This window comes from Pseudoalteromonas sp. T1lg24 (genome assembly GCF_002964745.1).
Classification (GTDB): domain Bacteria; phylum Pseudomonadota; class Gammaproteobacteria; order Enterobacterales; family Alteromonadaceae; genus Pseudoalteromonas; species Pseudoalteromonas spongiae.
In genome coordinates this window covers 268,409-294,331 of sequence record NZ_PQCB01000018.1, presented here as the reverse complement: position 1 = coordinate 294,331, position 25,923 = coordinate 268,409, and the positions used below count along the sequence as shown (strand labels likewise).

The window sequence follows — 25,923 nt, the reverse complement described above, 5'->3', positions numbered from 1 at the left end:
CGAACTCAGAAGTGAAACGAAACAGCGTCGATGATAGTGTGGGTTCGCCCATGTGAAAGTAGAACATCGCCAAGCTCCTAATTAAAGAAACCCGTTGCTTAAATGCAACGGGTTTTTTAAAGCCTAAAATAAATAATAAAAAGCAAATTACCGAATTTGCTTGGTGAACATAGCGTTTTGGAACCACCTGACCCCATGCCGAACTCAGAAGTGAAACGAAACAGCGTCGATGATAGTGTGGGTTTGCTCATGTGAAAGTAGAACATCGCCAAGCTCCTAATTAAAGAAAGCCTCAACATTAAGTTGAGGCTTTTTTGCATTTGAACTCCATTAAAGATAGGGCGAACGCCCATGTGCCTCTTCACCGTTGTGGGCACTTGAAAATCAAAACATCGCTTTCCTCTTAATTAAATAAGGTTGATAAAGCCCTTCATCCATGAAGCTTATCGATATTTGAATACCCATATATATCAAAGCCCGCTCATCGAGCGGGCTTTTTACGTCTTAACTCAGTACAGAAAGGGGCTACCATCTTTATTTGGTTATTATCTATCGTTGAAACTTTAAGGCTGGCATTTGGATATTACTTATCAGAAGTTACTAAGTATTTACCATTGCTAACAAGTAGTCGTAACTGCGAAACGACTCTTGCTTTATTATGAAATCTAAAGTCTTTAACTAGCAATTTATATATCGCTACGTAAATAACCCTACTCGTAAACTAATCGCTTTGATTTATCATTGATATATAGTTTTCTTTCAAGTAATAAGTCCACTCTGCAAGAGTGTTAATTAGGATTTGAGCTTATTTCCTAACCAGTTGAGTCGTAAACATAAAAAACTACTTGCTGTGGTACTATTAGTTTGTATAATGCAATTACTTTATAAAGCGTAGCCTTTGTATTGTAATTTGTGCCAGTGTGATGGAATTGGTAGACATAGGGGATTCAAAATCCCCCGCAGCAATGCGTGGCGGTTCGAGTCCGCCCACTGGTACCATTTAATGCTACATAGCATTAAATAAAATTAGCCGACGTAAGTCGGTTTTTTTGTGCCTGAAATTAGCTTGTTTTAACTTTAATTAGCGTGTGATCTTAACTCTAGGTTAGAATAACGCATCCCATAGATTTAAGGTTTTACTACTTTTATGTCAAATATCGAACAACGAACTGGTTTTATGCGTCGTCTAGCATCATGGGTATACGATGCGTTAGCGACAATCGCGATTATCATGTTGGCGCAGATTATCTTCCTTGGCGCTCTTGAGCTGCTTCTTTCATTGGGGTTAATAAGTAAAAGTGAAGATGCAGACATCTCTCACTTTGTAACAACCCAACCATGGAACTTTATTAATCAGTTTTATTTAGTGTGTGTGGCTTGCTTCTTTTATGTTTACTTTTGGACTAAGGGCGGCCAGACGATCGGTATGCGTGCATGGCGATTAAAAGTGAGAAACTTAGATGGTACACCTATTAGTAAGCCACAAGCGCTTATCAGAGCGATTACGGCGTTATTAGGGCTAGGAAATTTGATAGTACTGATTGATTTTAAGAACAAACGTTCACTACAAGACTATCTAGCTAAGACAGAAGTTATTACGCTTTCGAAAGAAGAAAATAAAAAGGTGTATCGCGAGCTCGATTAATATTTTACGAGCTCTGTCGACATAGTTCAGAAACTAAAAGGCGCTATTATTGGCGCCTTTTTAGTAGAAAAGTCGCAATTGCGATAAAGATCAAACTAGGCATTATTGCGCCAATTGACGGATGTAATTCATACACCAATACAAATGGGCCAAAAATACGGTCTGTTAAATGAAATATAATACCTGTCACCACGCCCATAATAATTCGTGCGCCCATTGTCACACTTCTTAGTGGGCCGAATATAAATGACAGTGCCACTAATAACATCACAGCGATAGTAAGTGGTTGCATTACTTTACGCCAAAACGCTAGGTCATAGGTGCTGGTATCTTGGTCATTCTCTTTTAGGTATGAGAGGTAAGAATACAAGCCTGTGAAAGACAATGTTTCGGGTTTAACTGATACTACACCAAGCTTTTCCGGAGTAAGTTTTGACTCATAGAAATAGTTTTCTGATATAGATGTATCTGTACTATTTGCATCTATTGCTAAATGTTGCACTTTATAAAGCTGCCAACCGTTTTGTTCTGGAATCGCTTTTTCTGCACGTTTGATTGTTTGCAGTTCCAATCGCTCATTAAATTGGTACATGGTTAAACCATCTAAGCGACCCGACTCATCGACATTATTGATATTGATAAAAGTATTGCCATCTTTAGCCCATACACCTCTCTGTGCATTGAAAATGCTACCGCCGGAGATTTCCATTGTACGTAGTTGTTTTGCGGTCTTTTGCGCTTCTGGCACAACCCACTCGGCAATTGCCATCATAACAACTGCTAAGATCAGTGCAGTTTTCATCACTGAACGAATAATTTGAAAACGTGATAAACCGGCTGCTTGCATAACAACAAGCTCGCTGTTTGAAGCAAGCGCCCCCAGCCCAAGCAGGCCACCAATTAATGCAGCCATAGGAAAGAATACAACGATGTCGTAGGGCATGCTGTACAAGGTGTATAAAACAGCATCTACGATATCGTATGTACCGCGGCCAACCGATCTTAGTTGCTCTATAAACTTAATCAGTGTACCAATGCCTACTAATACGAGTAGGGTAAAGCCTGTGGTTTGCAATAAACTGCGACCTAAATAGCCATCTAAAATTCTCATGCTACGGCTTCCTTCTTACTAAACCAAGCTCGAATGGTGGAGCCTAAAGGCCTATCGCGAAGAATTAAAAATGCACCTATAAACAGCGCACTTAGGTGAATCCACCAAAGGCCAATAGATGTCGGCACTTTACCTTCTTGTACTAAAAATGTACCTGCATTCAACAGCACAAAGTAACCCAAATAAAGGGAAATCGCAGGTACTAACTTGGCGAACTTTCCTTGTCTAGGATTAACTACCGATAGCGGCACAGCAATTAGGGTTAAGAGTGGGATTGATAATGGCACCGCTAATCGCCATTGAAATTGTGCAATCGCCTCGGTTGTACCTTGCTCTAATAATTGCATGGATGGCAAGGCTTCTAATTTACGGCGTTTTTGCTCGATTGCTTGATCTTGAATTTGCACTTCGTAGTTAGTGAATTCTGTTAGCTGAAGTTGCTTACTGCCAGCAGGGTTTTCATAACGCTTACCATCACTGAGCACTAACTTTTGCTCGCCAGTATTTCTGTCTTCTTGTACTTTGCCTTTTTCGGCGTAAACCACTTCCGATGTAGGGCCATTTTTATCGCTATCTATTTGTGCATAAAAAACACGGTCTAGTTCAGTACCATTTTGTTTAATATCGTGAATAAACACCACGGCTTTTTCGTTATCGGTTTGTTGAAAGCGCCCCGAGCGAAGCGCTGCGAGGCCTGCATCAGCTTCAATCTTTTCTTTTAGCTGATATTCATGTTCGTTTGCCCAAGGTGCAAGGGTCAGCGTTAAAAAGCCTGCCAGCACTGCCAACACAGTAGACGACACGAGTGTTAAGCGAACTACGTACCATTCGCTTACACCGCATGCCTTTAATACTGTCATCTCGCTGTCGGCATAAATGCGACTGTAGGCCAAAATAATGCCAAGGAAAATACTTAACGGTAAAATTAAAGATGCCAGTTGTGGCAGCTTTAATAGCACCATTTGCAACACCAATTGGCCGGGAATAGAGCCCTCTGCAGCGTCAGCTAAAATCGAGACAAATTTCTGGCTGACGAAAATAGTCATCAAGGTGAGGAATACAGCGAGCTGTGATTTGAATACTTCTGTCGATAAATAGCGAAAGATTAACACCGCGACCTCTACAAAACTTGTCTTTTTACTGGAATAGTCTGAAATTTTAAGTAAACTTTGTATTTTTACAACTTAAATATATGCCATTAGGACTTAAATTTAAAAATTAAGTTTGTTTTGGTTTAATTTATAGTCAAAATCACTCAGGAGTCGCTATGGAATTTAGCGTTAAAAGTGGCAGCCCAGAAAAACAACGCAGTGCATGTATTGTTGTGGGTGTTTATGAACCTCGTCGTTTATCACCAATTGGCGAGCAACTCGATCGTATTAGCGATGGTTATATTTCTAATTTGCTACGCCGCGGCGATTTAGAAGGTAAGCCTGGGCAAATGTTGCTATTACACCATGTACCAAACGTGTTAAGTGAGCGCGTGCTATTAGTTGGTTGTGGTAAAGAACGTGAGCTTGATGATAAGCAATATAAGCAAATTATTTCAAAAACCATTAGTACGTTAAATGATACGGGCTCTATGGAAGCCGTATGTTTCTTAACTGAATTGCATGTTAAAGGTCGCGATACCTACTGGAAAGTACGTCAAGCGGTAGAAACAACACAAGACAGCTTGTATGTTTTCGATCAGTTAAAGAGCAAAAAGAGTGAAGCGCGTAGACCGCTTCGTAAAATCGTTTTCAATGTACCAACGCGCCGCGAATTAACTATTGGTGAAACAGCGATTGAACACGGCCTTGCAATTTCACACGGTCAAAAACTGTGTAAAGACGTTGCAAACATGCCACCAAATATCTGTAACCCAGCGTACCTTGGTGAGCAAGCAAAAGAACTTGAAGCAAATTACGACAACGTAAAAGTTAACCTTGTTGGTGAAAAAGAAATGGAAGAGTTAGGTATGCACTCATACCTAGCAGTAGGCCGTGGTAGCGCGAATGAATCGATTATGTCGGTTATTCACTACACAGGCGCGCCAGAAGACAAAGCACCAATCGTGTTAGTGGGCAAAGGCCTAACTTTTGACTCAGGTGGTATTTCAATTAAGCCAGGCGAAGCCATGGATGAAATGAAATACGATATGGGTGGTGCTGCAGGTGTACTAGGTACGATGCGTGCGATTGTTGAAATGCAATTGCCAATTAATGTGATAGCAGTGCTCGCAGGCTGTGAGAACATGCCAAGCAGCAATGCGTACCGCCCAGGTGATATTTTAACAACCATGTCTGGTCAAACAGTTGAAGTATTAAATACCGATGCTGAAGGCCGCTTAGTATTATGTGATGCATTAACTTATGTTGAAGCATTTGACCCTGATACCGTAATTGACGTAGCGACGTTAACAGGTGCATGTATTATCGCACTTGGTCATCAAACATCAGGCTTACTTGCGAACCACAATCCACTGGCACATGACTTATTAAAAGCGTCAGAGCTAAGTGGTGACCGAGCATGGCAATTACCGCTTTGGGATGAGTATCAAGAACAGCTAGAAAGCCCGTTTGCCGATTTCACTAACTTAGGTGGACGTGCAGCCGGTACAATTACTGCGGCATGTTTCTTATCGCGCTTCACTAAAAAGTACAATTGGGCTCACCTTGACGTTGCTGGTACTGCATGGCGCAGCGGCAAAAACAAAGGTGCAACAGGTCGCCCAGTTGCAATGTTAACTCAGTATCTATTAAATCGTGCTGATGTTAATATGGAGCAAGATGCCTAAAGTGATTCTAGAGGCAGTTTAATGAACGCAGTATTTTACGTTCTAAAACAACTAAATGAGCCGGTAAATTCCATTCCGGCTCATTTTGATCTAGCGGCAAGGCTAGCTGCAGATTGTTACCGACAGGGAAAAAAAGTATTTATTCTTGTAGATAATCAAGAGGATGCACATGTAATAGATGAGCACCTGTGGCAATTCGAAGTAGATAGCTTTGTGCCACACAATCTACAAGGCGAGGGACCACAAGCAGGATCACCTGTTGAAATTGGCGAGTCAGCGCCAGTGGCAAATCGCAAAGTGATAATAAATCTGGCTAAAACAGTGCCCGATTTTATTCGTCGCTTTTCAGAGGTATATGATTTTGTACCTGCTGATGAACAATTAAAAGGCGTAGCGCGTGAACGCTACAAAGTAATGCGTCAACTAGGGGCGCATTTGTCGACACAAGAGATAGAGATTTAGTATTAAGGTTCTGTGCAATGGATAAAACCTATAATCCACAAGATATTGAACAGTCGTTATATCAAGGCTGGGAAGAGAAAGGCTACTTTAAACCGTCAGGTAAAGGTGACGCGTATTCAATTATGATCCCACCGCCAAATGTCACAGGTAGCTTGCACATGGGCCACGCCTTCCAAGATACCATTATGGATACGCTGACACGTTTTAAGCGTATGCAGGGCAATAACACCCTTTGGCAGGTTGGTACTGACCACGCAGGTATCGCAACGCAAATGGTTGTAGAGCGTAAGCTTGCAGCTGAAGAAGGTAAAACACGCCATGAGCTTGGCCGTGATAATTTCATTGACCGTATTTGGCAGTGGAAAAATGAATCTGGCGGTACTATTACCAAGCAGTTACGTCGTCTAGGCGCGTCTGTAGATTGGGATCGTGAACGCTTTACGATGGACGAAGGTCTTTCAGAAGCGGTTAAAGAAGTATTTGTTCGTCTTCATAAAGAAGATTTAATTTACCGTGGTAAGCGTCTTGTAAACTGGGATCCAAAATTACACACGGCAATTTCAGATTTAGAAGTTGAAAACAAAGACAAGCAAGGTCATATGTGGAACCTGCGTTATCCGCTGGCTGATGGCCTAACAACGCAAGATGGTAAAGACTACATCGTAGTTGCGACAACGCGTCCTGAAACCATGTTAGGTGACACGGGTGTTGCAGTAAACCCAAATGACGAGCGCTATCAAGACTTGATTGGTAAAGAAGTAATTCTGCCAATTGTAAATCGTCGCATTCCAATCGTTGCCGATGAACATGCCGATATGGAAAAAGGCACTGGTTGTGTAAAAATTACCCCAGCGCATGATTTCAACGATAACGAAGTGGGTAAACGTCAGCAACTACCTATGATCAATGTGTTTAACAAAGACGCTGCGGTATTAACTGCGGGTGAAGGTTATACATTTGATGGCAAGCCGCAAGAAATCGACGCACCAATTCCAGAGCGTTTCCACGGTCTTGACCGCTTTGATGCGCGTAAAGCGATTGTAGCTGAATTTGAACAGCTTGGTTTACTAGAGAAAATTGAAGATCACAGCCTAACAGTACCATACGGTGACCGTTCAGGTGTGGTTATTGAACCACTTCTGACCGACCAATGGTATGTGCGTGTTGCACCACTAGCAGAGCCTGCAAAACAAGCAGTTGCTAACGGCGACATTAAGTTTGTACCAGCGCAATACGAAAACATGTACAACGCGTGGATGAACGACATTCAAGATTGGTGTATTTCGCGTCAGCTTTGGTGGGGACACCGTATTCCAGCATGGTACGATGCTGAGGGTAACGTATATGTTGGTCGCAGCGAAGAAGAAGTACGTAGCGAGAATAACATCGCTGCGGATGTTGCACTTACACAAGATGAAGACGTACTTGATACTTGGTTCTCATCGGCTCTTTGGACCTTCTCAACGCAAGGTTGGCCTGCACAAACTGAAGATTTAAAAGTATTCCACCCATCAGATGTGCTGGTAACGGGTTTTGATATTATCTTCTTCTGGGTTGCACGTATGATCATGATGACCATGCACTTCATCAAAAATGAAGACGGCAAACCACAGGTGCCATTTAAAACGGTTTACGTAACTGGCCTTATTCGCGATGAAAACGGCGATAAGATGTCTAAGTCAAAAGGTAATGTACTTGACCCAATCGATATGATTGACGGTATTGACCTTGAAAGCTTAGTAGATAAGCGTACCGGTAACATGATGCAGCCACAACTGGCAGCAAAAATTGAGAAAAACACCCGTAAAACCTTTGAAAAAGGCATTGAGGCACATGGTACTGATGCACTGCGCTTTACTCTTGCTGCAATGGCATCAACAGGACGTGATATCAACTGGGATATGAACCGTCTAGAAGGTTACCGTAACTTCTGTAACAAGCTTTGGAACGCGAGCCGTTACGTATTAATGCACACAGAAGAAAAAGACTGTGGTTTTAATGGCGGCGAGATGACGCAGTCACTTGCAGATCGTTGGATCTTAGGTCAATTCCAAAACACAGTTAAAACATTTACCGATCATTTAGATAATTACCGTTTTGACTTAGCAGCAAGCACCATTTATGAGTTCACTTGGAACCAATTCTGTGACTGGTATCTTGAGCTAACGAAGCCGGTATTGTTTAAAGGTAATGAAGCAGAACAACGCGGCACACGCAACACGCTAGTAACGGTTCTTGAAGGCTTACTGCGCTTAATGCACCCATTAACGCCATATATCACTGAAACAATCTGGCAACGTGTTGCACCTCTTGCCAACATTAACGCCGATACCATTATGCTACAGGCATTCCCTCAGTTTGATGAATCGCAGGTAGATGAATCAGCGATGGCGGATCTTGAGTGGGTTAAGCAGTTTATCGTTGCGATTCGTAACATCCGTGGTGAAATGGACATTAGCCCTAACAAACCGCTCGATGTACTGCTTAAAAACGCAAGTGATGAAGATAAGCGTCGCCTTGAAGAAAACGCAAAGTTCTTAGCATCACTAGCTAAATTAGAATCTACAACTGTATTAGCTGAGACTGATGAAGCACCCGCATCTGCTACGGCATTAGTAGGTGGCCTAGAAGTGCTTATTCCAATGGCAGGTCTTATCGATGTTGAAGCTGAACTTGCACGTATTAGCAAGCAGCTTGAAAAAGCACAAAAAGGTCTAGAGCAAGTAGAACGTAAGTTAGCAAACGAAAAGTTTGTTAATAATGCCCCAGAAGCAGTACTTGCTAAAGAGAAAGAAAAGCTTGCTGAATACAGTGAAGCAAAAGCGAAACTGCTTGAGCAAAAAGAAAAAATTGAAAGTCTTTAAGGCTTTTGTTAAAAAACCGCGATAAATTCGCGGTTTTTTTTTGCAAGGACGAAAATGGACAACTTAGGCATTTTTTATATAAATTTAGCGCGTAGCCAAGATAGGCGCCGTGCTATGGAAGCCGAATTAAACAAATATCATTGCACTTATACCCGTGTTGAGGCTGCAGACGGTAAACAGCCAGAGATGGTAGAAAATTCAGGCTACAGCGCAAAACTTAATAAAAAATATTACCACAAGTCACTTTCCAGCGGTGAAATTGGTTGTGTAGAAAGTCATAAACGAGCACTCAATGCGTTTTTACAATCTGACTTTCAATGCGCGTTGATTTTAGAGGATGATGCACGCGCCAACTATGACTTTTTTCAGGAATTAACGTCTGTAGCACAAACCGCGAATAGCTGGGATATAGTTAAACTGTATTTAGGGAAAAAGAAAAAGCGCTTAGGCACCGCAGCTAAAATTTCAGAGAACTTAACTATTGGCATTCCACAAAAAATACCTAATTCAACGCTAGCGCAATTGGTATCGCGCGAGGGCGCAGAAAAATTAATGCAAGCCTACGCCGAGTTTGGTGAGCCGTCTGATGTCTTATAAAAATCATGGTGGCGCTACAATTTGCGCATTCTCGCAGTGGAAAATGCTGTTTTTGATACAGCTGATGTTGCAAGCGAAATTGATCAGCAGAGCCATCGAAAAGGGACTAAAAAGCACAGACTTAAACGCCTGTGGCAAAAATTAAAGTACGAAGTGTTTAATCAAATCAAAAAACAACCCGACACCTTACTCAGTTCACTAGTAAAAATGTCGGTTAAATAAATACCCAAAATCTTTACGCTTGTTTACTTTGCTTAGCGCAAAATATTGACTCGCGAAGTGACTTTAAGACATAGTGATAATGTAACATTATTACAAAAAATACTGATAAAAAAGGAAACGCACAATGCGCATTAAAGCGATCGCAGCTGCACTTGCATTTAGTTTTGCAGGCTCAGCATTTGCCGACGAAGGTATGTGGCAACCACATCAATTACCTGAATTAGAAGATATTCTTAAATCAAAAGGTTTAGCAATTGACGCTAAGTCAATCTCAAAGCTTACCGAATTCCCAATGAATGCCGTAATCAGCTTAGGCGGTTGTACAGCATCATTTGTATCGCCAAAAGGTTTGGTAGTTACTAACCACCATTGTGCTTATGGTTCTATTCAGTACAATTCAACTACTGATAACAACATTTTAGAAAATGGCTTTTTAGCAAAAAAACCATCTGAAGATTTACCAGCAGCACCAGGTTCACGTGTGTATGTTACTGAAGAAGTGACGGATGTAACGGCTAACGTGAAAAAAGGCACTGAAACACTTACTGGCAAAGCGCGCTACGAAGCCATTGATGCAAACCGTAAAGCACTTGTTGCTGAATGTGAAGAAGACAAAGGCTACCGTTGTAATGTTTATACTTTCCACGGTGGATTAGAGTATTACCTAATTAAATCGCTTGAAATTAAAGACGTGCGTTTAGCTTACACGCCAGCAATGGGTGTGGGTAAATACGGCGGTGATATTGATAACTGGATGTGGCCGCGTCACACAGGTGATTTTGCATTCTACCGTGCGTATGTTGGCAAAGATGGCAAACCTGCCGAGTTTTCAAAAGATAACGTACCGTTTGAATCTAACTCATTTTTAAGCGTGAGCGCTAAAGGCGTGCAAGAAGGTGACTTTGTGATGGTAACTGGCTACCCAGGCCGTACTAACCGTTACCGCGTATCACCTGAAGTGGATTATGTTTTTAACACGGCATACCCGCTTGCGCGCAAGCATAACTCTAAATACGTTGAGCTAATCGAAGAAAATGCTCCTGAAGGTTCGCAAGAGCGTATCGCATACGAAAGCACGATTGCTGGCTACAACAACTACATCAAGAACTATGGCTCAATGATTGAGAGCTTCAAAAAAGGCTCAATGTATACGCGTAAGCAACAATTTGAACAAGATTTACAAGCATGGATCAACAGCGATAGCGAGCGCAAAGCAAAATACGGTAACGTATTAGCTGATTTAGAAGCGCTTGTTGCAGAGTCACAAAAGCATAACCAACGCGACCGTATGTTAGGTTACGTTCACCGCTCACAAATGATTTCAACAGCACGTATGTTGTATCGTTTAGCTGTTGAAAAGCAAAAGCCAGACGCAGAGCGCGAAAGTGGTTATCAAGAGCGTGACTTACCGCGTATCGAAGCGCGTCTTAAGAGCATGAGCCGTCGTTACGCCGAGCCAGTTGATAAAGCAATTCTACTTCACTTCTTAGAGCTATATGCTGCACTACCAGCAAATGAGCGTATTACTGAGGTAGATAGCGCTTTGGCACTAGAAAATGGCTTTAATAAAGCTAAGCATTCAGCCATGTTAGATGACATGTATTCAAACTCTAAACTGGCTGATGAAAAAGCCCGTTTATGGATGCTGGATTTAGACCTTGCGCAGCTTGATCAAAGTAACGACCCATTTGTGAAATACGCAAAAGCGATTTTCAGTGTAATGAAGTCAATTGAAGATCAAGATAAAGAGCTTGTAGGTAAAATGCAGGCGGCGCGTCCAGCATTAATGGAAGCGATTATTGCGTACAACAAATCACTCGATAAGCCTGTATACGCAGATGCAAACAGCACATTACGTGTAACTTACGGTACAGTGGGTGGTTACTCACCGCAAGACGGACTAGTTGCAACGCCGTTTACTTCACTTGAAGGTCTGCTTGCGAAAAATACAGATGTTGAACCATTTAACTCACCGAAAAAGCAAAACGACTTGATCAAGCAAAAGCAGTACGGTGATTACACCGGTGGTATGAACACAGTACCGGTAAACTTCTTATCAAATGTTGATACAACAGGTGGTAACTCAGGTTCACCAACGCTTAACGGTAACGCAGAACTTGTAGGTTTACTGTTTGACGGTGTTTACGAAAGTATCATTGGTGACTGGGATTACGATGAAAACTTAAATCGTTCAATCCATGTAGATTCACGTTATATGCTTTGGGTTATGGACAAGGTTGATAACGCGCAAAATTTACTAGATGAAATGAAGATTGTGCGTTAAACAATCTTTCTACTAAATTAAAAAGGAGGCGTATGCCTCCTTTTTTATGAGGTAAACACAATGCAATTAAAATGGATTGACTCACAACATATTGCGCTGGCGCTACTTGATGAACACCCCAACGTTGACCCACGTGAAATTAGGTTTACCGACTTACGTGATTGGGTGCTTGCGTTAGAAGATTTCGATGACGATCCAAGCCATTGTGGCGAGCGAATATTAGAAGCAATTCAAATGGCTTGGATTGAGGAATATGAATAAATAACTTAGGCTAAGCTATGAAAAAGCTCTTCCGCATCTTCTTTTATATCTTGGTATTCTTCTTCATCAAGGTCGAGCACGGTTAATACTTTCTCTTGCATATCAGGCCAATCAGGTGAATGCACAAAGCGACGATTTACGTGCACTATGTCTTCAGCCATTTTCAGTGTTGCGTAGGTGAGTTGGTCTTGGCTAAAAGTAGGTGTGTCTAAATACGCATCGTCATGATGACGTAATATAAGTTGGCAAATATTCTTTGGAAGGTTCCAACTGGTAGCCAAAAAGTAACCTATCACCGCATGATTTGTACGATACGCTGCTTCTTCACGTGCAACAAGAGATAGATGGTAATTGCGGTTAGACTCTTCCAGTACATCAACATAATTAGCGTAGTTCATCGCCATCGCAGGAATGCCTGCATCGTGAAATAACCCCACCATATGCAAATTTTCAGTTGGCACTTTTGCTTTAAGCTTTTTACCAATCAAGGTTGAGATAGCTGCGATTTCGCTAGCGGTATCCCAAAAGCGCTCTAGTCGAATGCAGCATTTGTCTTGATCAAACGCTTTTTCAAGTAAAAAACCTGTCACTAAATTGGTTATGCCTTCCAAACCTAAAAACATAACCGCTTGTTTAATGTCGGTTATTGTTCTGGCAAGGCCGTAATAAGGGGAATTAATAACCTTTAATACCATAGCGGCAATGGCTACATCACCAGCCACAATATTGGCAATATTGTTAAGTTCTGGCGAATCACTATTTAATTCAGTTTGCAGTGATTGCAGTAATTCAGGTTTTGGGGGAATCGTAAAGCCAGATTCTAGATCAGTAAGAACCTTACTATCAATTTCGATCATTATAAGCACCTTAATCAACGAGTGGCGCCATTATACTTGGTCTTTATTTCTCATGTTAGAGCTAAATCAAAGGAATTACGTTTATCATTATCAAATATTTGAGCATAATAGAACGCTAATTTGTTCAATTATAAATTTTAGGCTTGGTTTTGCGAAAGTTACTGCTCATATTACTGATTTTCCCGATTTTTTGTTACGGTGAATGGCTATCCGATGAAAAAGCAATTATGGGCACATCAGTCAAAATTACACTTTGGCATCATGATAAAAGCCATGGTGAAGCCGCCATTAAGGCCGTTTTTGATGAAATGGAACGAATTAATCAGCTAATGAGCCCCTACATAAATAGCAGTGAGCTTTACAGTGTGAATAAAAATGCGGCAATCCAACCAGTTAAAATCAGTAATGAGTTATATCTATTAATCAAACAAGCCCAACTAATTTCAGCACAAACCAAGGGGGCATTCGATATTACCTTTGCCAGTGTCGGCTTTTTATATAATTATCGCGAGCGTATTTCACCTAGTAATCAAGTGCGAGACACCAACCAAGCCTTAATCGATTATCGTCAAGTTGAGCTAAACGACAAAAATCAAACAGTACATTTTAAGCAGCAGGGCATGAAAATTGATTTAGGTGGTATTGCAAAAGGCTACGCTGTTGATAATGCCATTATAATTTTACAGAGTTTGGGCATCGATTCGGCGTTGGTAAGTGCGGGTGGAGATACCAAAGCACTTGGCAAACACGGAGACAGACCGTGGTTACTCGCCATTCAAGATCCGCGTAAAAAAGGCAAACACGCCATTCAATTACCGATGGAAAATGAAGCAATTTCTACCTCGGGCGATTACGAACGTTACTTTATTCAAGATGGCGTACGTCATCATCATATTATTGACCCAAAAACCGGCCATTCAGCTGCTAAAGTACAAAGTGTATCGATTATCGGTCAACGAGGTGTGATGACAGACGCGCTGTCGACCAGCGTTTTTGTGCTGGGTGTAAAGGATGGTTTGGCATTGATAAATTCAATGCCAAACTTTGAGGCGTTGATTATTGATAAAGACCGCAAGCTGCACTTTTCAAATGGTTTGTTAGCACATTAAAGAGGCGTCGCCGAGTGCATTTGTGATTACGCAATCGGCTCAAACGCAATTAAGCTGTCCATTAACCGGGCGTTACCTAAGCCATGCATCGGGAATAAATTAGCAAAATTGCCTTGCTCACCATGTAGTGCCATGTAATTGAGAATAACGGTTTCAACCAGTAAGTTAACATTGTTGGCTGCAGGTCCCGATGCCGTTTCTACTGACGCATCGCGACGCATATAGCCAATTTGCTGACGCTTAGCTTGTTGCTCGGGTGTTGCACCTAACAACTGTGGCGTGCCTTGCGGGTTATAGACCAAGAAGAACGACGCTGAGGTTGATGAGTTGTCGCCTGTCCAAACACCTTTACCGCGGCCAAATTCCGAATCATCTATCATACCGTTACTGGCAACAGAGCCATCACTGTATACATACATCATTAGTGGCACGCCAAGTCTTGCGGCATATTCTAAACATGCGCCCATACAACGCCCTGCACGTAAATCGCGAATTTCACCGGTGGCTCTATCGCCAGTGTGGTAATCAAAACCACCCATAGTGATAGTACCTGCGCCGGCATAACCGTTAAGCACTAACTTCATAATCGAAGCTGTTTTTCTAAACTCGCCATCTTGGTTAAGTTCTTCGGCAGTAAAAATAGCATTGTCACCGGTGATCAATGGATCTGTCATCGGATTCAAGTTGTCAGGGTTACCAAAACGGTCGGTAATATCTGCAGTTTTAACGTAACCGCAGCGTACCAAGTCTTTCAGTACATCATCGCGGCTTATTTGAGTGCTTACGCTGTTTAGCTTCATATCACTAATGCGTTGAATGGACTCCATCACCGCAACGGCATCACTTTGGTCAAGTAAACCAACCAAATCACCGGTATCGACAAGGCCTGTAACATCACTGGGCCTGTCTATTTTGGTAGGACGTTTGGCCGCATCAAACAAACTATCGGGCGACATAGAGTTCGCTCCGGAATCGGAGTTACGAGAACCGACTAAACTCAGCAGTGAGCCATCGGCGCCAACACGGTTTATGCCAAACATTGGGTTATGCGGGTTAGTGCCGGTATCATTTTCAGAGCGTGCTGGGATCACCGCACCATTAATATTGGCGCGATTAGTCACGGATACTTTTTCAAGTATGCCTTGTAAAAATTGACTGTCTGAATGAAATGCCAATCCCAGTTCACTATTAACAAAATCGCTTAACCCAGTTTGCGCATTGGCGATTGGTGGGATCATATCGCCTGGTAAACCGAGTTTGCTGTAGCCTTCGGTCGATAAAAAATCCATTTGCCCGTTGGGTCCACCAACCAGTACATTTGAGCCAGCGATGTTTGCGCCTCCGGCCAAATCAAAGCAAATAAAGGGAATTTTTCCAGCGCCAGAGGTGGCAATGCCACAACTTTGCTTTAGCGCTTCTAAATCACTGGAAAGTGTACTTTGTGCTTGTAGTGGGCTTGAGAATAAACTAAACAATGAACCACTAAAAAACGTGCCTAATCCTGCGGCAAACCCCTGCGCGATAAAATCGCGACGGCTGATTGGTTTACTGTGATCTTGGTGCAGTAATGGTGTATCTGGGTTGAGAATATGATTTTGTTTTTTCATAACATTTCCATTACTTAATTGTTGTTGCTGCGCTGCCAACGATTGCTGAGCAGCTGGCTTTAGCGATAATTAAAGTACGCGCAGCATCACAGTCTTGAGGGCAGCGATTTAAGCGCTGAATAAGTGCGTTTAATTCTTGTTGCATGCTGTCGTATTGCGGTGCTGATGCGAGTTCTTGGCCAAGCAAATAATGCGATAATCCAGAGCTAAATTGCAAAGTGCGCTCAGGCGTAAATGCCACATCGGGTGTTGTATTAAAGTCGAAATCTGCAAATGCGTTTGAACGAAGAGCAGGATCGTCGATAAACGCGCTACAGTACTTAATTGCTAATTGTGAAATCGCCATTTGGTTAGCTGCAACAAAACCATCAAGGGTATTTACGGTAGGTAACTGTTGTTTTAACTGTTCATAGGTTTGCGCTATTTCAGCAAGTTTTGTACTTACCCCCGTCATTTGGGCCATTGAAAAGTTAATTTCAGAAAATGCTTTTATGCCGATATCGCTGCTGAGCTCAGCTGGAAATTCAATGGGGAAAGGCGGTAATTCACCTGGCACTCTGACAAATTGGTGCTCACCCAGTACATCAAACGATAAAAAGAACTCATCGTTATTGGGGCCTTGTTCTAAGGGAATTAAACTACCCAAGCGTGAAAGCGGCTGCCCAATTTGGCTTGAATAATTACTGCCTAGGGTTGTTTTAAGGTTTGCAAAGCTTTGTCCTAATGGGCTTTCTTTGCCATTAATACCAATGCGTATGCCTTCAAGTGCAATGGCTTGCGGTGATACATTGCTATCAAGTGACAAGAAAAAAGGTTCTTTAAACAAGTAGCTATAACTATCGAATTGACTCACTTCTGCAATAATGTAACTGCGCGGTAAGTCTATGAGCTCGCTTACAGAGAATAATAAAAAGAACTTTTCACCGACACCTACATTGTAGTTTTGAGCAATTTGTTCAGGTGTAATCGCGCGATTGTGAAGGGCCATCATACGCACTTGACCACGCCATTTAAAATTACTGCTGGTCTCACTGCCAACGACAAGGGCAAAGCTTGCATCCCAATTAGACAGTACGCCTTGATTATCTTCTTGTTGCGATATCAAGTTGCCATTAACGTAAATGCGTTTGCCATTGACCGGATCAAAAGTCAGTACCACATGCTGTAAGGTAGCTTGCAGTACTTCATCATTGTTTGGCGTTGATAACATTGGCTCGCCATTACTGCTGGTGGTGTTATCACGTAATAAAAAGTCGTAGTTATAAAGTGTTTGGCCGAGCGTAAAGTTACGACGATCGTCCCCCCCTGAATAACTAATAATCCGTGCAGGGCCTTCTTGTGTCACGTTGTCAGGCACAAGCCATGCTTCAAGGCTAAATTCACCTGTGGCTGTAAGCATTTTGTGTAGTTTCGCGCTCGCGCTAGTTGATGCTTGCGCGCGGCCTCCATTGAGCTTAATGCCCCAACCACCAACCCAAGAGACATCGCCATTAAAGGTTAAGTTAGCAGCTGGCTCAACACCACTGGTGTCGTAGGCAGTAAACCCTTGGCCTGATTTAAATTCCCACTTTGCAATAATGTGTTGCTCAAAACGGTTACCATTGTTAGCAACAATGCCTTCGGTGAGTTTTAATGCTTTGCTGAGCACTAATGCATCATCAACTTGGTTCGTTGGAATTGCATCGGCCATTTGCGTAATGGCTTCTTGCATAAGGGCTGCATCGCTTTCGCAATCGGACCAGCAGTTATGAAATTCGCTGCCTAAACGCAGTACAAAACGTGATAATTCAGGTTGGTTTAAATCTATTTTTGCTTGTGCAACTTGATAAGCCGCGTCTGCATTGGGTTCAGCAAAGTAGGGCGCTACAGGAAATGCTGCACTGCTACTATGACAGTTTGCACAGTTTTGCTGCAAAATCGGGTGAACATACGTGGTAAATAATGCACTTGATGCAGGAAAACTTTTACTGCTACCAGGGACTTTAAGAATTGGGTCGTCAAAGTCGATGGTGGTCGCAGTGTTATCTGTTTGCGCCCATTCGCTTATCCAAGTCGTAAGGATATCGGCGCACACGCTATCGCTTTGTTGCCAACAGTTATGACCGCCCGCCACTTTTGTTACTAACAATGAGTCTTTTGGTGAGGTTAAATTGATGAACCCATTAATTGCACCATAGGCAAGGTTTATATCGTCGCGTCTTGCAAATTGCGGGGATTGACCTTGTTCATTATGGCACGCACCACATTTATCATTACCAACAAGGTTATCCCAAACAGCTATTTTAAATTTTTGTATGTCTGCGGTTTCTGCGGCAGGGCCTGAGTAAACAAACTCTCCCGAATCATCAATAGGAGGTTTTGGTTGTTCTTTTACTTCAGAATCTGAGCCACAGCCACTCAGTAATGCCATTAGCAAAAGCGATAAAAAAATGCGCATGTTAATCTCCTTTGCAATAGTTGGCAGTTGCAGCAAACACGGTTTTTAGTTTGTAGCCTGAGTTTTTAAACGTATCGGTAATTGTTGCGAGTGTGGTTGCATCTTGTTGATTTTGTACTTTGCGTAAACACACTTTTTCAAACACTTTACTTACTTGGCAACTGGCAAATTGTTCACTGTAGGCGATTTCTTTACCTAAGCTTTTTGCGCCATTACCGGTACCTGAAAGTTGTTCATCCCAACCCAAACGGCGGTTTAACCCTTGTCGCCAATAGTTGTCCCATTTATCGGATTCAGTAATAAAGCCAAACTTAAATGTTTCGCTATTGATATGGTATTTACCTTGCACGGTATTGGCTTGGTAACTCAATTGACCATTCTCGCCAGTAAGATCGTTATCGCGATCGTACTCGAAATTATAATAAGCATAGGCTTGCGCCATTGGGTCCATACCTGAATGGCAACCGCTGCAAGAGTTCATAAAAATGCGGCTATCGCCACCAGGACTGCGGCTGACATCTTGCCGAATACGGTTAGTTGCAATGCTGGTATCTTTAAGTGCATCTAGGTCGGTACACATATGATTGATAAAGGTATAGCGAAACATTGCTCGGTTTGTGCCAGCAATAAAAAATGCTTTACTGGCAGCACGCGAAGTAATTACTCCGCTCGTCGCTTCAATGGGTAAATTAGCCACGCTTGATTGTGTTTGCCGCGTCAGCGTGTCTTTTAAATTAAGTGCGCTTTGCTCAAGTGCAGCGTAATGATCATTATTACTGATTGAATAATTCGGCACATTAGCACTTGCGGCGGCCGTATAAATAATGTCGTCAAATAAGATAGTGCGAAAGTCTAAGTCATCCCTTACCACGCCCATAATGGTGGCGGTGTAGTCGTTGAGTGGCTGGTGTACATCAAAGTCGCGATTGGTCCACGGTGTCACCCAATCTTTTAAAGTCACGCGGTAAAAAGCGTCATTCTCCATAGCGAGCTTAGCGGCGTCATCGCCTTTACCGGCTTCAAGTAAACTGACCATATTTTCAAGCACCGTAGCGCTCGGTGATACGCCTGTTAACCGGGTATGTATACGATTGGCTTGCTCTTCAACACCAGCAAATGCCGAACTTGCGCTCATCGCTAAGATCAGTACTAGCGTTTTACTAAATAAATGGGGAGATGTTGTATTGTGTGGTAGTTGCATATCCATTTTGCTAGTTGACCTTGATAGAGGTACGCATGTTAACATTGTTAATGCATAAACGGTAAAGAAAAGTTATTGTAAAAATATCTTTGCGTGCAATAATATTATATTGCTAAATTTTCATTCTAAAATAATACTAAATAATGGTTTGTTTAGTGGCGCTTTAGGGTTTTGTTTTTATAGGGATAGGGAAGTGAGTAAGCTGCTAAAATTATTTGTACTGTTATTGCTAACAGGATGCGGCAGTGACGTTGTTGAGCAGCAACCACAAGTACAAGATCCAATCGCCGAAGAAATTCCCCTCGCATTTGTTATTCGTGATAGCAATGAAGCTGTTAGTTTTTCGTTAGCTGATCCAACACTTTTTAACCCCGGAGCTGCGCTTTATTTAAAAAAACTTGCGGGTGTTGATGCGCCGTTAGTAAATATTTCTAGCACATTGTTCGAACAGCCCATTGATATTAAACACGTGTCGGCATCAGCCGATGGCAATAAATTAGTGTTTAGTTTACGTGCGCCAGAGCTTGAAGATGCCTCTGATGATATGCAGCCGAAGTGGAATATTTGGCTTTATGACGTAGTAAGCGACAAGGCGACGAAACTAATTAGCGATGAATTGATTGCAGAAGAAGGCGATGACTTATTCCCCGTTTTCCTGCCAGATGGTCGTATTTTATTTAGCTCTAACCGACAGCAAGGCAACAAAGCCCGCCTGCTTGATGAAGGCAAGCCTCAATATCAGGCACTAAGCGACAACTTTCGTGAAAAAGCACTCACACTGCATGTTATGGAACAAGATGGTAGTGATATTAAGCAAATATCGTATAGCCAAGGTCACGACCTTTATCCACACGTATTACAAAGTGGTAAAATTGCGTTTGTAAGGTATGAACATCGGGGCCGCAATCGTGGCTTACATATTTATCAAATAGATTCAGATGGTAAGCAGTTAGAGCTGGTATTTGGCGCCCACTCTGATTATCCAAATGAATTGGCAATAGCAAATTTACAGCAAGCACCTAATGGGCAACTAGTGATTGGTTTGCGAGCTGGTGACAGTGAATTACCAAGCACAGATTTCTACTATCTCGATAGCGAACAATATATGGATAGTGGACGTTTTCATGATGGTAGTGAAACTCAGCAGTCCGCGTTTAACTCGTCATTATTCGCAGTAAGTCCGCCCGAGGGTGAACTGGCACTTACCGGTAAGTACCACTGGTTTACCCCTATTTTTGATGAATCCCAACGCAGTCTTGTGGTGTGGAGTCAGTGTCAGGTTATCGACCCAAATAATAGTGATAATGTAATTCCCTGCACTGAGGCCCTGTTAAACGATGAAAACACGCAAGCCGCTCCTGATTTATTTGGCTTGTGGATTTACGATGAAACCACTAAAACACAAAAACCTGTAGTGTTAGCTGAACAAAATAAATTAATCGAAGAGGTAGTGGTACTTGAATCGAAAAACGCCCCACTTGAGACTGAATACCCTTCGGATTTAAGTTTGCAAAACGAACAAATGGGTAGCATTCATATTCGCAGTGTCTACGATTTTTCCGGCGAAGATACTGCAAACCCAAATATTACAGCCATTTCAGTTCCGAGCGTTAATGCTGAGCGCGTTTATGCGATACGTGTAATAAAGCCAGTGTCTATTCCAAATAGAAATGAATATAACTTTTCTACCGCGTTGTTTGGTCGAAGTAGTGGTCAATCAATGCGTGATATTTTGGGTTACGCGCCAGTTGCCCCAGATGGTTCTGTCTATGTCAAAGTGCCAGCCGATGTGCCGTTTTCCCTTGAATTATTAAATCGTGATGGTCAGCGTATTAGTGGTCGTCACGAGAGTTGGCTGCAACTTAAAGCCGGCGAAACGCGCACGTGTAATGGGTGCCACCAAAGTACCAATGAATTGCCACATGGTAAGGTTGCACAGCAAAACAGTGTTAATTTAGGCGCAGCTTCTACCAGCTGGGTTGGGAGTTTTGGTGATATTAACGCACAAATTGGTGAAACTATGGCGCAAAGTTTTGCCCGTGTTGTTGGCTTACCTACGCTGAGCCCCGAGCCAATTTTCCCAGATGTTTGGCGTGAAGGTATTGCCGCAGAGGCTGATTTAACAGGTAGCTTGGTAAGCCTTGAAACGGCATCACCACTTACTGATGCGTGTGCACAAAATTGGACAAACCTATGCCGCTTATCGATTCATTTTCCCGAGCATATTGCGCCACTATTTGCATTATCACGACCTCAACTCGATGCAAATGGCGATGAAGTGGCAAATTTCCGCTGTCTAAATTGCCATATTACAAGCGATGAAAATGGCGATGCGCAAATACCTGCAGCACAGTTAGATTTAAGCTTGTCGCCTTCAAATGAGAATAACCAACACGCGATAGCCTACCGTGAACTGTTTTTTAACGACAACGAACAAGAATTGGTTGATGGTATTTTGATTGATAAATTAGTCGACAGGCTCGATGAAAATGGTAATCCGGTTTATTTAGTCGATGAAGACGGTAATTTAATTTTAGATGAAGACGGTAACCCGATTATTGAGCAGGTTACAGTAACTATTCGCCCTGCATTGAGTGTGGCTGGCGCCGCTGCAAATACGCGCTTTAATACGTTGTTCGCCACAGCAGGCAGTCATGCAAACTATTTATCAGAGGCGGAAAAGTCGCTGCTTTGGCAGTGGCTCGACATCGGTGCGCAATACGCCAACAGCCCATTTTACAGTGAGGAAGAGTAATGACGAAGTGGCTCTTACTATTGGCATTACTGTTTAGTTTTGAAACGGCTGCGCAATCACTAAAACTAGCAGTAAAAGAACCGTTTTTAAATATTCACAGCGGCGCAGGGCGCGGTTACCCGATTATTTATGTCGCAGAAAAAAACGAAACCATTACGGTTATTAAGCGCCATACATCTTGGTATTTAATTTCCCTAGAAAATGGGCAACAAGGCTGGGCAAAACAACAAGAATTGGTTGAAACCTTAACATTAGACGGTAAACCTTTTTTAGTGACAGACGCAACGCTTGATGCATTTGAAAACCAGACATTTAGCTTTGGTATTGGTCTTGGCCAGTTGGAAAGTGTAAACAGCCAGTCAGTTAATGCGAGTTGGCGTTTTACGCGTCATTTATCGAGTCAATTAGAGTACAGCTATGCACTTGGTTCAGTGGCAAAAAATCAACTAGTTGACTTATCGGTTTTCCATCACCCATTTCCCCATTGGCGCTTTTCACCTTATTTAGGTATTGGTGCAGGTCAGGTTTGGACAACGCCAAAAACACCGATTATTGGTGGTGGCGATGAAACGAGACAGTCAGACTTATTAAGCGCCACTGTGGGCTTAAACACATATATTACCAGTCGTTTTGTCTTTAAAGCAGAATACAAACGTTTTAGCGCACTTACCGAGCGTGATGTTACAGAGGATTTAGAGTTGTGGAAATTAGGTATCACGGTATTTTTCTAACTGCGTTAGCAACCTTAGCATTGACTTTTTCAGCGCCAAGTAACGCAAATAATGAGCAACAAGTAAGCCCAGTTGTTGACCCGCAAATAGCACGTACCGATATAGAAGAAGCGCAGATAGATAGCGATGATTTTGAATTTGGTGTTTATGGTGGCGTTATCTCAATTGCTGACTTTTCATCGACTTCGCTGGTGGGTGCAAAGTTGGCGTATCACATCAATGAAGACTTTTTTAGCTATTTTAAATACGGCGCAGCAACTGCCGGAGAAACAAGCTACGAAAAGCTTAGCGGTGGCGCAAAATTATTGACAGATGAAGAGCGCGATTATCAGTTACTAGATTTAGGTATCGGTTATAACCTTAAGGGCGAAACCTTTATATCACAGAATCTCACGCTTAATAGTGCTTACTATTTTACGTTAGGCGCAGGCATCACCGAATTTGGTGGTGACGACCGTTTCACGGTATCTATTGGTGCGGGTTACCGCGTGTTGCTGAACGATTTTGTCACGGTGCAAATCGATATGACCGACTACGTATTTGAAAGTGACATTTTAGGTGATCCTGAAACTGTTCATAACCTCGCATTTACGCTTGGCTTAAGCGTTTATTTTTAAGGTATTTGTTTAATGAAAAAAATAATAACTATCATCACATTATTTCTAACCAGCATGTTTTCGGGCAATGCAATATCGGCAGAGCTCAATAAAAGTGCGCCCGACTTTACATTAAAGGCGTTAAGCGGTGAAAACGTGCGCTTAAAAGAGCTAAGTGGTCAGGTTGTACTGATTAACTTTTGGGCGAGCTGGTGCGGGCCGTGCCGTAAAGAAATGCCATTACTTGACGAGTTACACGCTAAATACAGCGATTTAGGCTTTACCGTGCTTGGCGTTAATGTGGAACAGCAAAACCAAAAGGCAAAAGAGTTTATTAATGAGCTTAACGTCTCCTTTCCAATTTTGCTTGATGAGCAAAATACCGTTAGCAAGCTTTACGATGTAGAAGCCATGCCAACAACGGTTGTGATTGACCGCAATAGTAACTTACGCTACGTCCATTATGGCTATCAGGCTGGCGATGAAAAACTCTATAAGAAAATGGTTAAGGCATTGATCCGTGAATAAATTAATTGCGATTTGTTTTACTTTATTGCTAACCGGCTGTGCTGCAACAGATGGCCTTGAGCCGTGGGTAAAACCGTATGAGCGTGAAAACCTTGCACAACCTGTTATGCAGTGGCAGCTCGATGCAGTTGAATCGGGTTACATTCACCATGTTTATCAAGCACGGGAAGGCGCAAAGGGTGCAGAAGGCACATCAGGTGGTGGCTGTGGCTGTAACTAATCTATTTAAATACCTTGTTGCGAGCTTTATGTTCGTGAGTTTAAGTATTTGGGCGGCGGTATTACCGGAAGATCGTGTTGATGCGATGTACCACAGTTATGATGGTGGCGGCATGAGCATTGACGGTCCGTCGATTTTAATTCGTAAAAAAGTCTCCAAAGCGGTATCGGTTTCGGCTAATTATTATGTGGACTCGGTAAGTTCGGCATCGATTGATGTATTGGCAACGGCCAGCCCTTATAAAGAGGAACGTGACGAGCAATCTGTAGGCGTCGATTTTCTAAATGAAAAAACGTTGTTCTCACTTGGTTACAGCCAATCGCAAGAAAATGATTACGACGCAAAAAGCTACAAACTGGCTGTTAGTCAGAGCTTTTTTGGTGATTTATCGGTGCTTAGTTTGAGCTATGCCCAAGGCGACGATATTGTAATGCAAAACGGTAATGCGCTTTTTAGTGAAGAAGTGAAGCGCGCTAACTATGCATTGTCTTGGTCGCAAGTGGTGAGCAAAAACTGGACCTTTGATTTCAATATTGAGGCGATTACCGAACAGGGCTATTTAAATAACCCGTACCGCTCTTACCGCTATCGTGATGACACCGCCGCACTTGGCTACAGCTACGCTACCGAAATTTACCCTGAAACTCGCACCAGCAATGCTGCAGCGCTCAGAACCCGCTATTTTTTGCCAATCAACGCCGCACTATACGGTGAAGTTCGTTATTTTAGTGATACTTGGGGCATAGCTGCCAGTAACTATAAGCTCGGTTACAGTCAGGCGTTATATGATAATTGGTTAATTGATTTTCATGTGCGCCATTACACGCAAAGCAAAGCCGACTTTTATCGAGATATGTTTGATAGAAAAGATCAGTTTAATTTTATGGCACGTGATAAAGAAATGAGTTCTTTCAATGATTTAACCATTGGGCTCAAAGCACGTTATTTACATACTTTTGATCGTTCCAGCTTGATAAAAAGTGCCAGCGTAAACTTTGCTTGGGATCATATTCGTTTTGACTATGACGATTTTAGAAACGTGCTACAAACGGATAATCCGGGGCAAGAAGATTTTTATAGTTTCTCAGCAAATGTGCTAAGAGCTTATGTGTCGCTTTGGTACTAGGGAAAAGTAACAATGAAAACCATGCTAAAAAACACCTTAATTATGTTGTGCACTGTGCTTAGCCTTAATGTGTACAGCGTTGATAATAAGCCACTTAGCGAGCAAATTGAAAACTTAAAACAGCAAGCAATTGCGCTCAATCGAGACCTATTTATTTTAGAAGAAGATTTACTTTATCCACCGGCGACGCAAATTGCATTCTATGTCGCGATGGATGCCAGTGAATTGTTCACCATTGACTCAATTAAACTCATGGTTGATGACGAGTTAGCGACTCATTATCTATATACCGAAAAGCAAGTTAATGCGCTTGCTAAAGGTGGGGTACATCGTTTGTACCAAGGTAATGTGAAACAAGGTGAGCACCAACTTACTGCTTATGTTATTGGTAAAGGGCCGCAAGGTCGCGATATTAAACGTGCAGCTACGTTAACCTTTAATAAAGATGATGAGGCAAAAGCAATTGAGCTGGTGATCAGTGCAAATAGCGCGAAAGAGCAAGCAGATTTCACTATTCGAGAAATTGAGTAA

The 25,923-nt window shown here is 42.3% G+C and carries 22 protein-coding genes, 1 tRNA gene and 1 rRNA gene; 18 read left to right on the top strand and 6 right to left on the bottom strand.

Features of this window, described 5'->3' with window-relative positions; translation table 11 throughout:
• Positions 1-159: 159 nt before the first annotated feature.
• The 3 genes from rrf (at position 160) to C2M30_RS12235 (ending at position 1,645) form a co-directional block, all read left to right on the top strand.
• Positions 160-274: ribosomal RNA gene (rrf, locus tag C2M30_RS12245) — 5S ribosomal RNA — on the top strand.
• Between the two features lie 640 nt (positions 275-914).
• Positions 915-999 (top strand) — tRNA-Leu (locus C2M30_RS12240).
• 148 nt (positions 1,000-1,147) lie between these two features.
• On the top strand, positions 1,148-1,645 hold the full coding sequence (locus C2M30_RS12235; protein ID WP_105171802.1) for an RDD family protein: 498 nt from the start codon (positions 1,148-1,150) through the stop codon (positions 1,643-1,645).
• A gap of 46 nt (positions 1,646-1,691) precedes the next feature.
• Here the strand turns inward: C2M30_RS12235 and lptG are convergent, their stop codons facing one another.
• On the bottom strand, positions 1,692-2,756 hold the full coding sequence (lptG, locus tag C2M30_RS12230) for an LPS export ABC transporter permease LptG (RefSeq protein WP_105171801.1): 1,065 nt from the start codon (positions 2,754-2,756) through the stop codon (positions 1,692-1,694).
• On the bottom strand, positions 2,753-3,868 hold the full coding sequence (gene lptF / locus C2M30_RS12225) for an LPS export ABC transporter permease LptF (RefSeq protein ID WP_010559569.1): 1,116 nt from the start codon (positions 3,866-3,868) through the stop codon (positions 2,753-2,755). The genes lptG and lptF overlap by 4 nt, the downstream gene beginning before the upstream one ends.
• A gap of 155 nt (positions 3,869-4,023) precedes the next feature.
• On the opposite strand from lptF, the gene pepA reads away from it, so the two are divergent.
• The 7 genes from pepA to iscX all read left to right on the top strand — a co-directional run bounded on the left by pepA (position 4,024) and on the right by iscX (position 12,225).
• Positions 4,024-5,535 carry a leucyl aminopeptidase gene (gene pepA, locus C2M30_RS12220; RefSeq protein WP_010559570.1) on the top strand — a complete coding sequence of 504 codons (1,512 nt, stop codon included), beginning with the start codon at positions 4,024-4,026 and terminating at the stop codon, positions 5,533-5,535.
• Positions 5,536-5,556: 21 nt separating this feature from the next.
• Positions 5,557-5,997, top strand: coding sequence for a DNA polymerase III subunit chi (locus C2M30_RS12215; protein WP_010559571.1), 441 nt, complete (start codon positions 5,557-5,559; stop codon positions 5,995-5,997).
• A 17-nt stretch (positions 5,998-6,014) separates the two neighbouring features.
• Positions 6,015-8,861 (top strand): valine--tRNA ligase, encoded by a 2,847-nt coding sequence (locus C2M30_RS12210; RefSeq protein ID WP_105171800.1) that lies wholly within the window; start codon positions 6,015-6,017, stop codon positions 8,859-8,861.
• A gap of 54 nt (positions 8,862-8,915) precedes the next feature.
• A complete protein-coding gene (locus C2M30_RS12205; protein WP_105171799.1) occupies positions 8,916-9,458 on the top strand; it encodes a glycosyltransferase family 25 protein in 543 nt (180 codons plus the stop codon).
• A gap of 21 nt (positions 9,459-9,479) precedes the next feature.
• A complete protein-coding gene (locus tag C2M30_RS12200; protein WP_158683396.1) occupies positions 9,480-9,680 on the top strand; it encodes a hypothetical protein in 201 nt (66 codons plus the stop codon).
• 124 nt (positions 9,681-9,804) lie between these two features.
• Entirely contained in the window at positions 9,805-11,964 is a 2,160-nt protein-coding gene (locus C2M30_RS12195; protein ID WP_105171797.1) for a S46 family peptidase, read from the top strand.
• Positions 11,965-12,024: 60 nt separating this feature from the next.
• On the top strand, positions 12,025-12,225 hold the full coding sequence (iscX, locus tag C2M30_RS12190; RefSeq protein ID WP_105171796.1) for a Fe-S cluster assembly protein IscX: 201 nt from the start codon (positions 12,025-12,027) through the stop codon (positions 12,223-12,225).
• Between the two features lie 5 nt (positions 12,226-12,230).
• Here iscX and C2M30_RS12185 read toward each other — a convergent pair whose 3' ends face one another.
• Positions 12,231-13,082 (bottom strand): HDOD domain-containing protein, encoded by an 852-nt coding sequence (locus C2M30_RS12185; RefSeq protein ID WP_105171795.1) that lies wholly within the window; start codon positions 13,080-13,082, stop codon positions 12,231-12,233.
• A gap of 149 nt (positions 13,083-13,231) precedes the next feature.
• On the opposite strand from C2M30_RS12185, the gene C2M30_RS12180 reads away from it, so the two are divergent.
• Positions 13,232-14,191 (top strand): FAD:protein FMN transferase, encoded by a 960-nt coding sequence (locus C2M30_RS12180; RefSeq protein WP_105171794.1) that lies wholly within the window; start codon positions 13,232-13,234, stop codon positions 14,189-14,191.
• Between the two features lie 26 nt (positions 14,192-14,217).
• Here the strand turns inward: C2M30_RS12180 and C2M30_RS12175 are convergent, their stop codons facing one another.
• Genes C2M30_RS12175 through C2M30_RS12165 form a run of 3 tightly spaced genes read right to left on the bottom strand, consistent with a single transcriptional unit; the run spans position 14,218 to position 19,436 of the window.
• Positions 14,218-15,798: a general secretion pathway protein GspF gene (locus C2M30_RS12175; RefSeq protein WP_100913830.1), complete on the bottom strand. Its 1,581-nt coding sequence runs from the start codon at positions 15,796-15,798 to the stop codon at positions 14,218-14,220.
• 10 nt (positions 15,799-15,808) lie between these two features.
• The gene (locus tag C2M30_RS12170; RefSeq protein WP_105171793.1) at positions 15,809-18,235 is read right to left on the bottom strand and encodes a LamG domain-containing protein; all 2,427 of its coding nucleotides are present in this window, start codon (positions 18,233-18,235) and stop codon (positions 15,809-15,811) included.
• A 1-nt stretch (position 18,236) separates the two neighbouring features.
• Complete coding sequence (locus tag C2M30_RS12165; RefSeq protein ID WP_234004721.1) at positions 18,237-19,436, bottom strand: hypothetical protein; 1,200 nt, start codon at positions 19,434-19,436, stop codon at positions 18,237-18,239.
• Between the two features lie 193 nt (positions 19,437-19,629).
• Between C2M30_RS12165 and C2M30_RS12160 the strand changes: the two genes are divergently transcribed.
• Genes C2M30_RS12160 through C2M30_RS12130 form a run of 7 tightly spaced genes read left to right on the top strand, consistent with a single transcriptional unit; the run spans position 19,630 to position 25,923 of the window.
• On the top strand, positions 19,630-22,191 hold the full coding sequence (locus C2M30_RS12160) for a PD40 domain-containing protein (RefSeq protein WP_105171791.1): 2,562 nt from the start codon (positions 19,630-19,632) through the stop codon (positions 22,189-22,191).
• On the top strand, positions 22,191-22,922 hold the full coding sequence (locus C2M30_RS12155; RefSeq protein WP_105171790.1) for an SH3 domain-containing protein: 732 nt from the start codon (positions 22,191-22,193) through the stop codon (positions 22,920-22,922). The genes C2M30_RS12160 and C2M30_RS12155 overlap by 1 nt, the downstream gene beginning before the upstream one ends.
• Positions 22,892-23,539, top strand: coding sequence for an outer membrane beta-barrel domain-containing protein (locus C2M30_RS12150; RefSeq protein WP_105171789.1), 648 nt, complete (start codon positions 22,892-22,894; stop codon positions 23,537-23,539). The genes C2M30_RS12155 and C2M30_RS12150 overlap by 31 nt, the downstream gene beginning before the upstream one ends.
• A 12-nt stretch (positions 23,540-23,551) precedes the next feature.
• Positions 23,552-24,046, top strand: coding sequence for a TlpA disulfide reductase family protein (locus tag C2M30_RS12145; RefSeq protein ID WP_105171788.1), 495 nt, complete (start codon positions 23,552-23,554; stop codon positions 24,044-24,046).
• Positions 24,039-24,266 (top strand): DUF4266 domain-containing protein, encoded by a 228-nt coding sequence (locus C2M30_RS12140; RefSeq protein ID WP_105171787.1) that lies wholly within the window; start codon positions 24,039-24,041, stop codon positions 24,264-24,266. The genes C2M30_RS12145 and C2M30_RS12140 overlap by 8 nt, the downstream gene beginning before the upstream one ends.
• Complete coding sequence (locus C2M30_RS12135; RefSeq protein ID WP_199775884.1) at positions 24,253-25,392, top strand: DUF3570 domain-containing protein; 1,140 nt, start codon at positions 24,253-24,255, stop codon at positions 25,390-25,392. Before C2M30_RS12140 ends, C2M30_RS12135 begins: the two co-directional genes overlap by 14 nt.
• Positions 25,393-25,404: 12 nt before the next feature.
• Positions 25,405-25,923: a hypothetical protein gene (locus tag C2M30_RS12130; RefSeq protein ID WP_010559586.1), complete on the top strand. Its 519-nt coding sequence runs from the start codon at positions 25,405-25,407 to the stop codon at positions 25,921-25,923.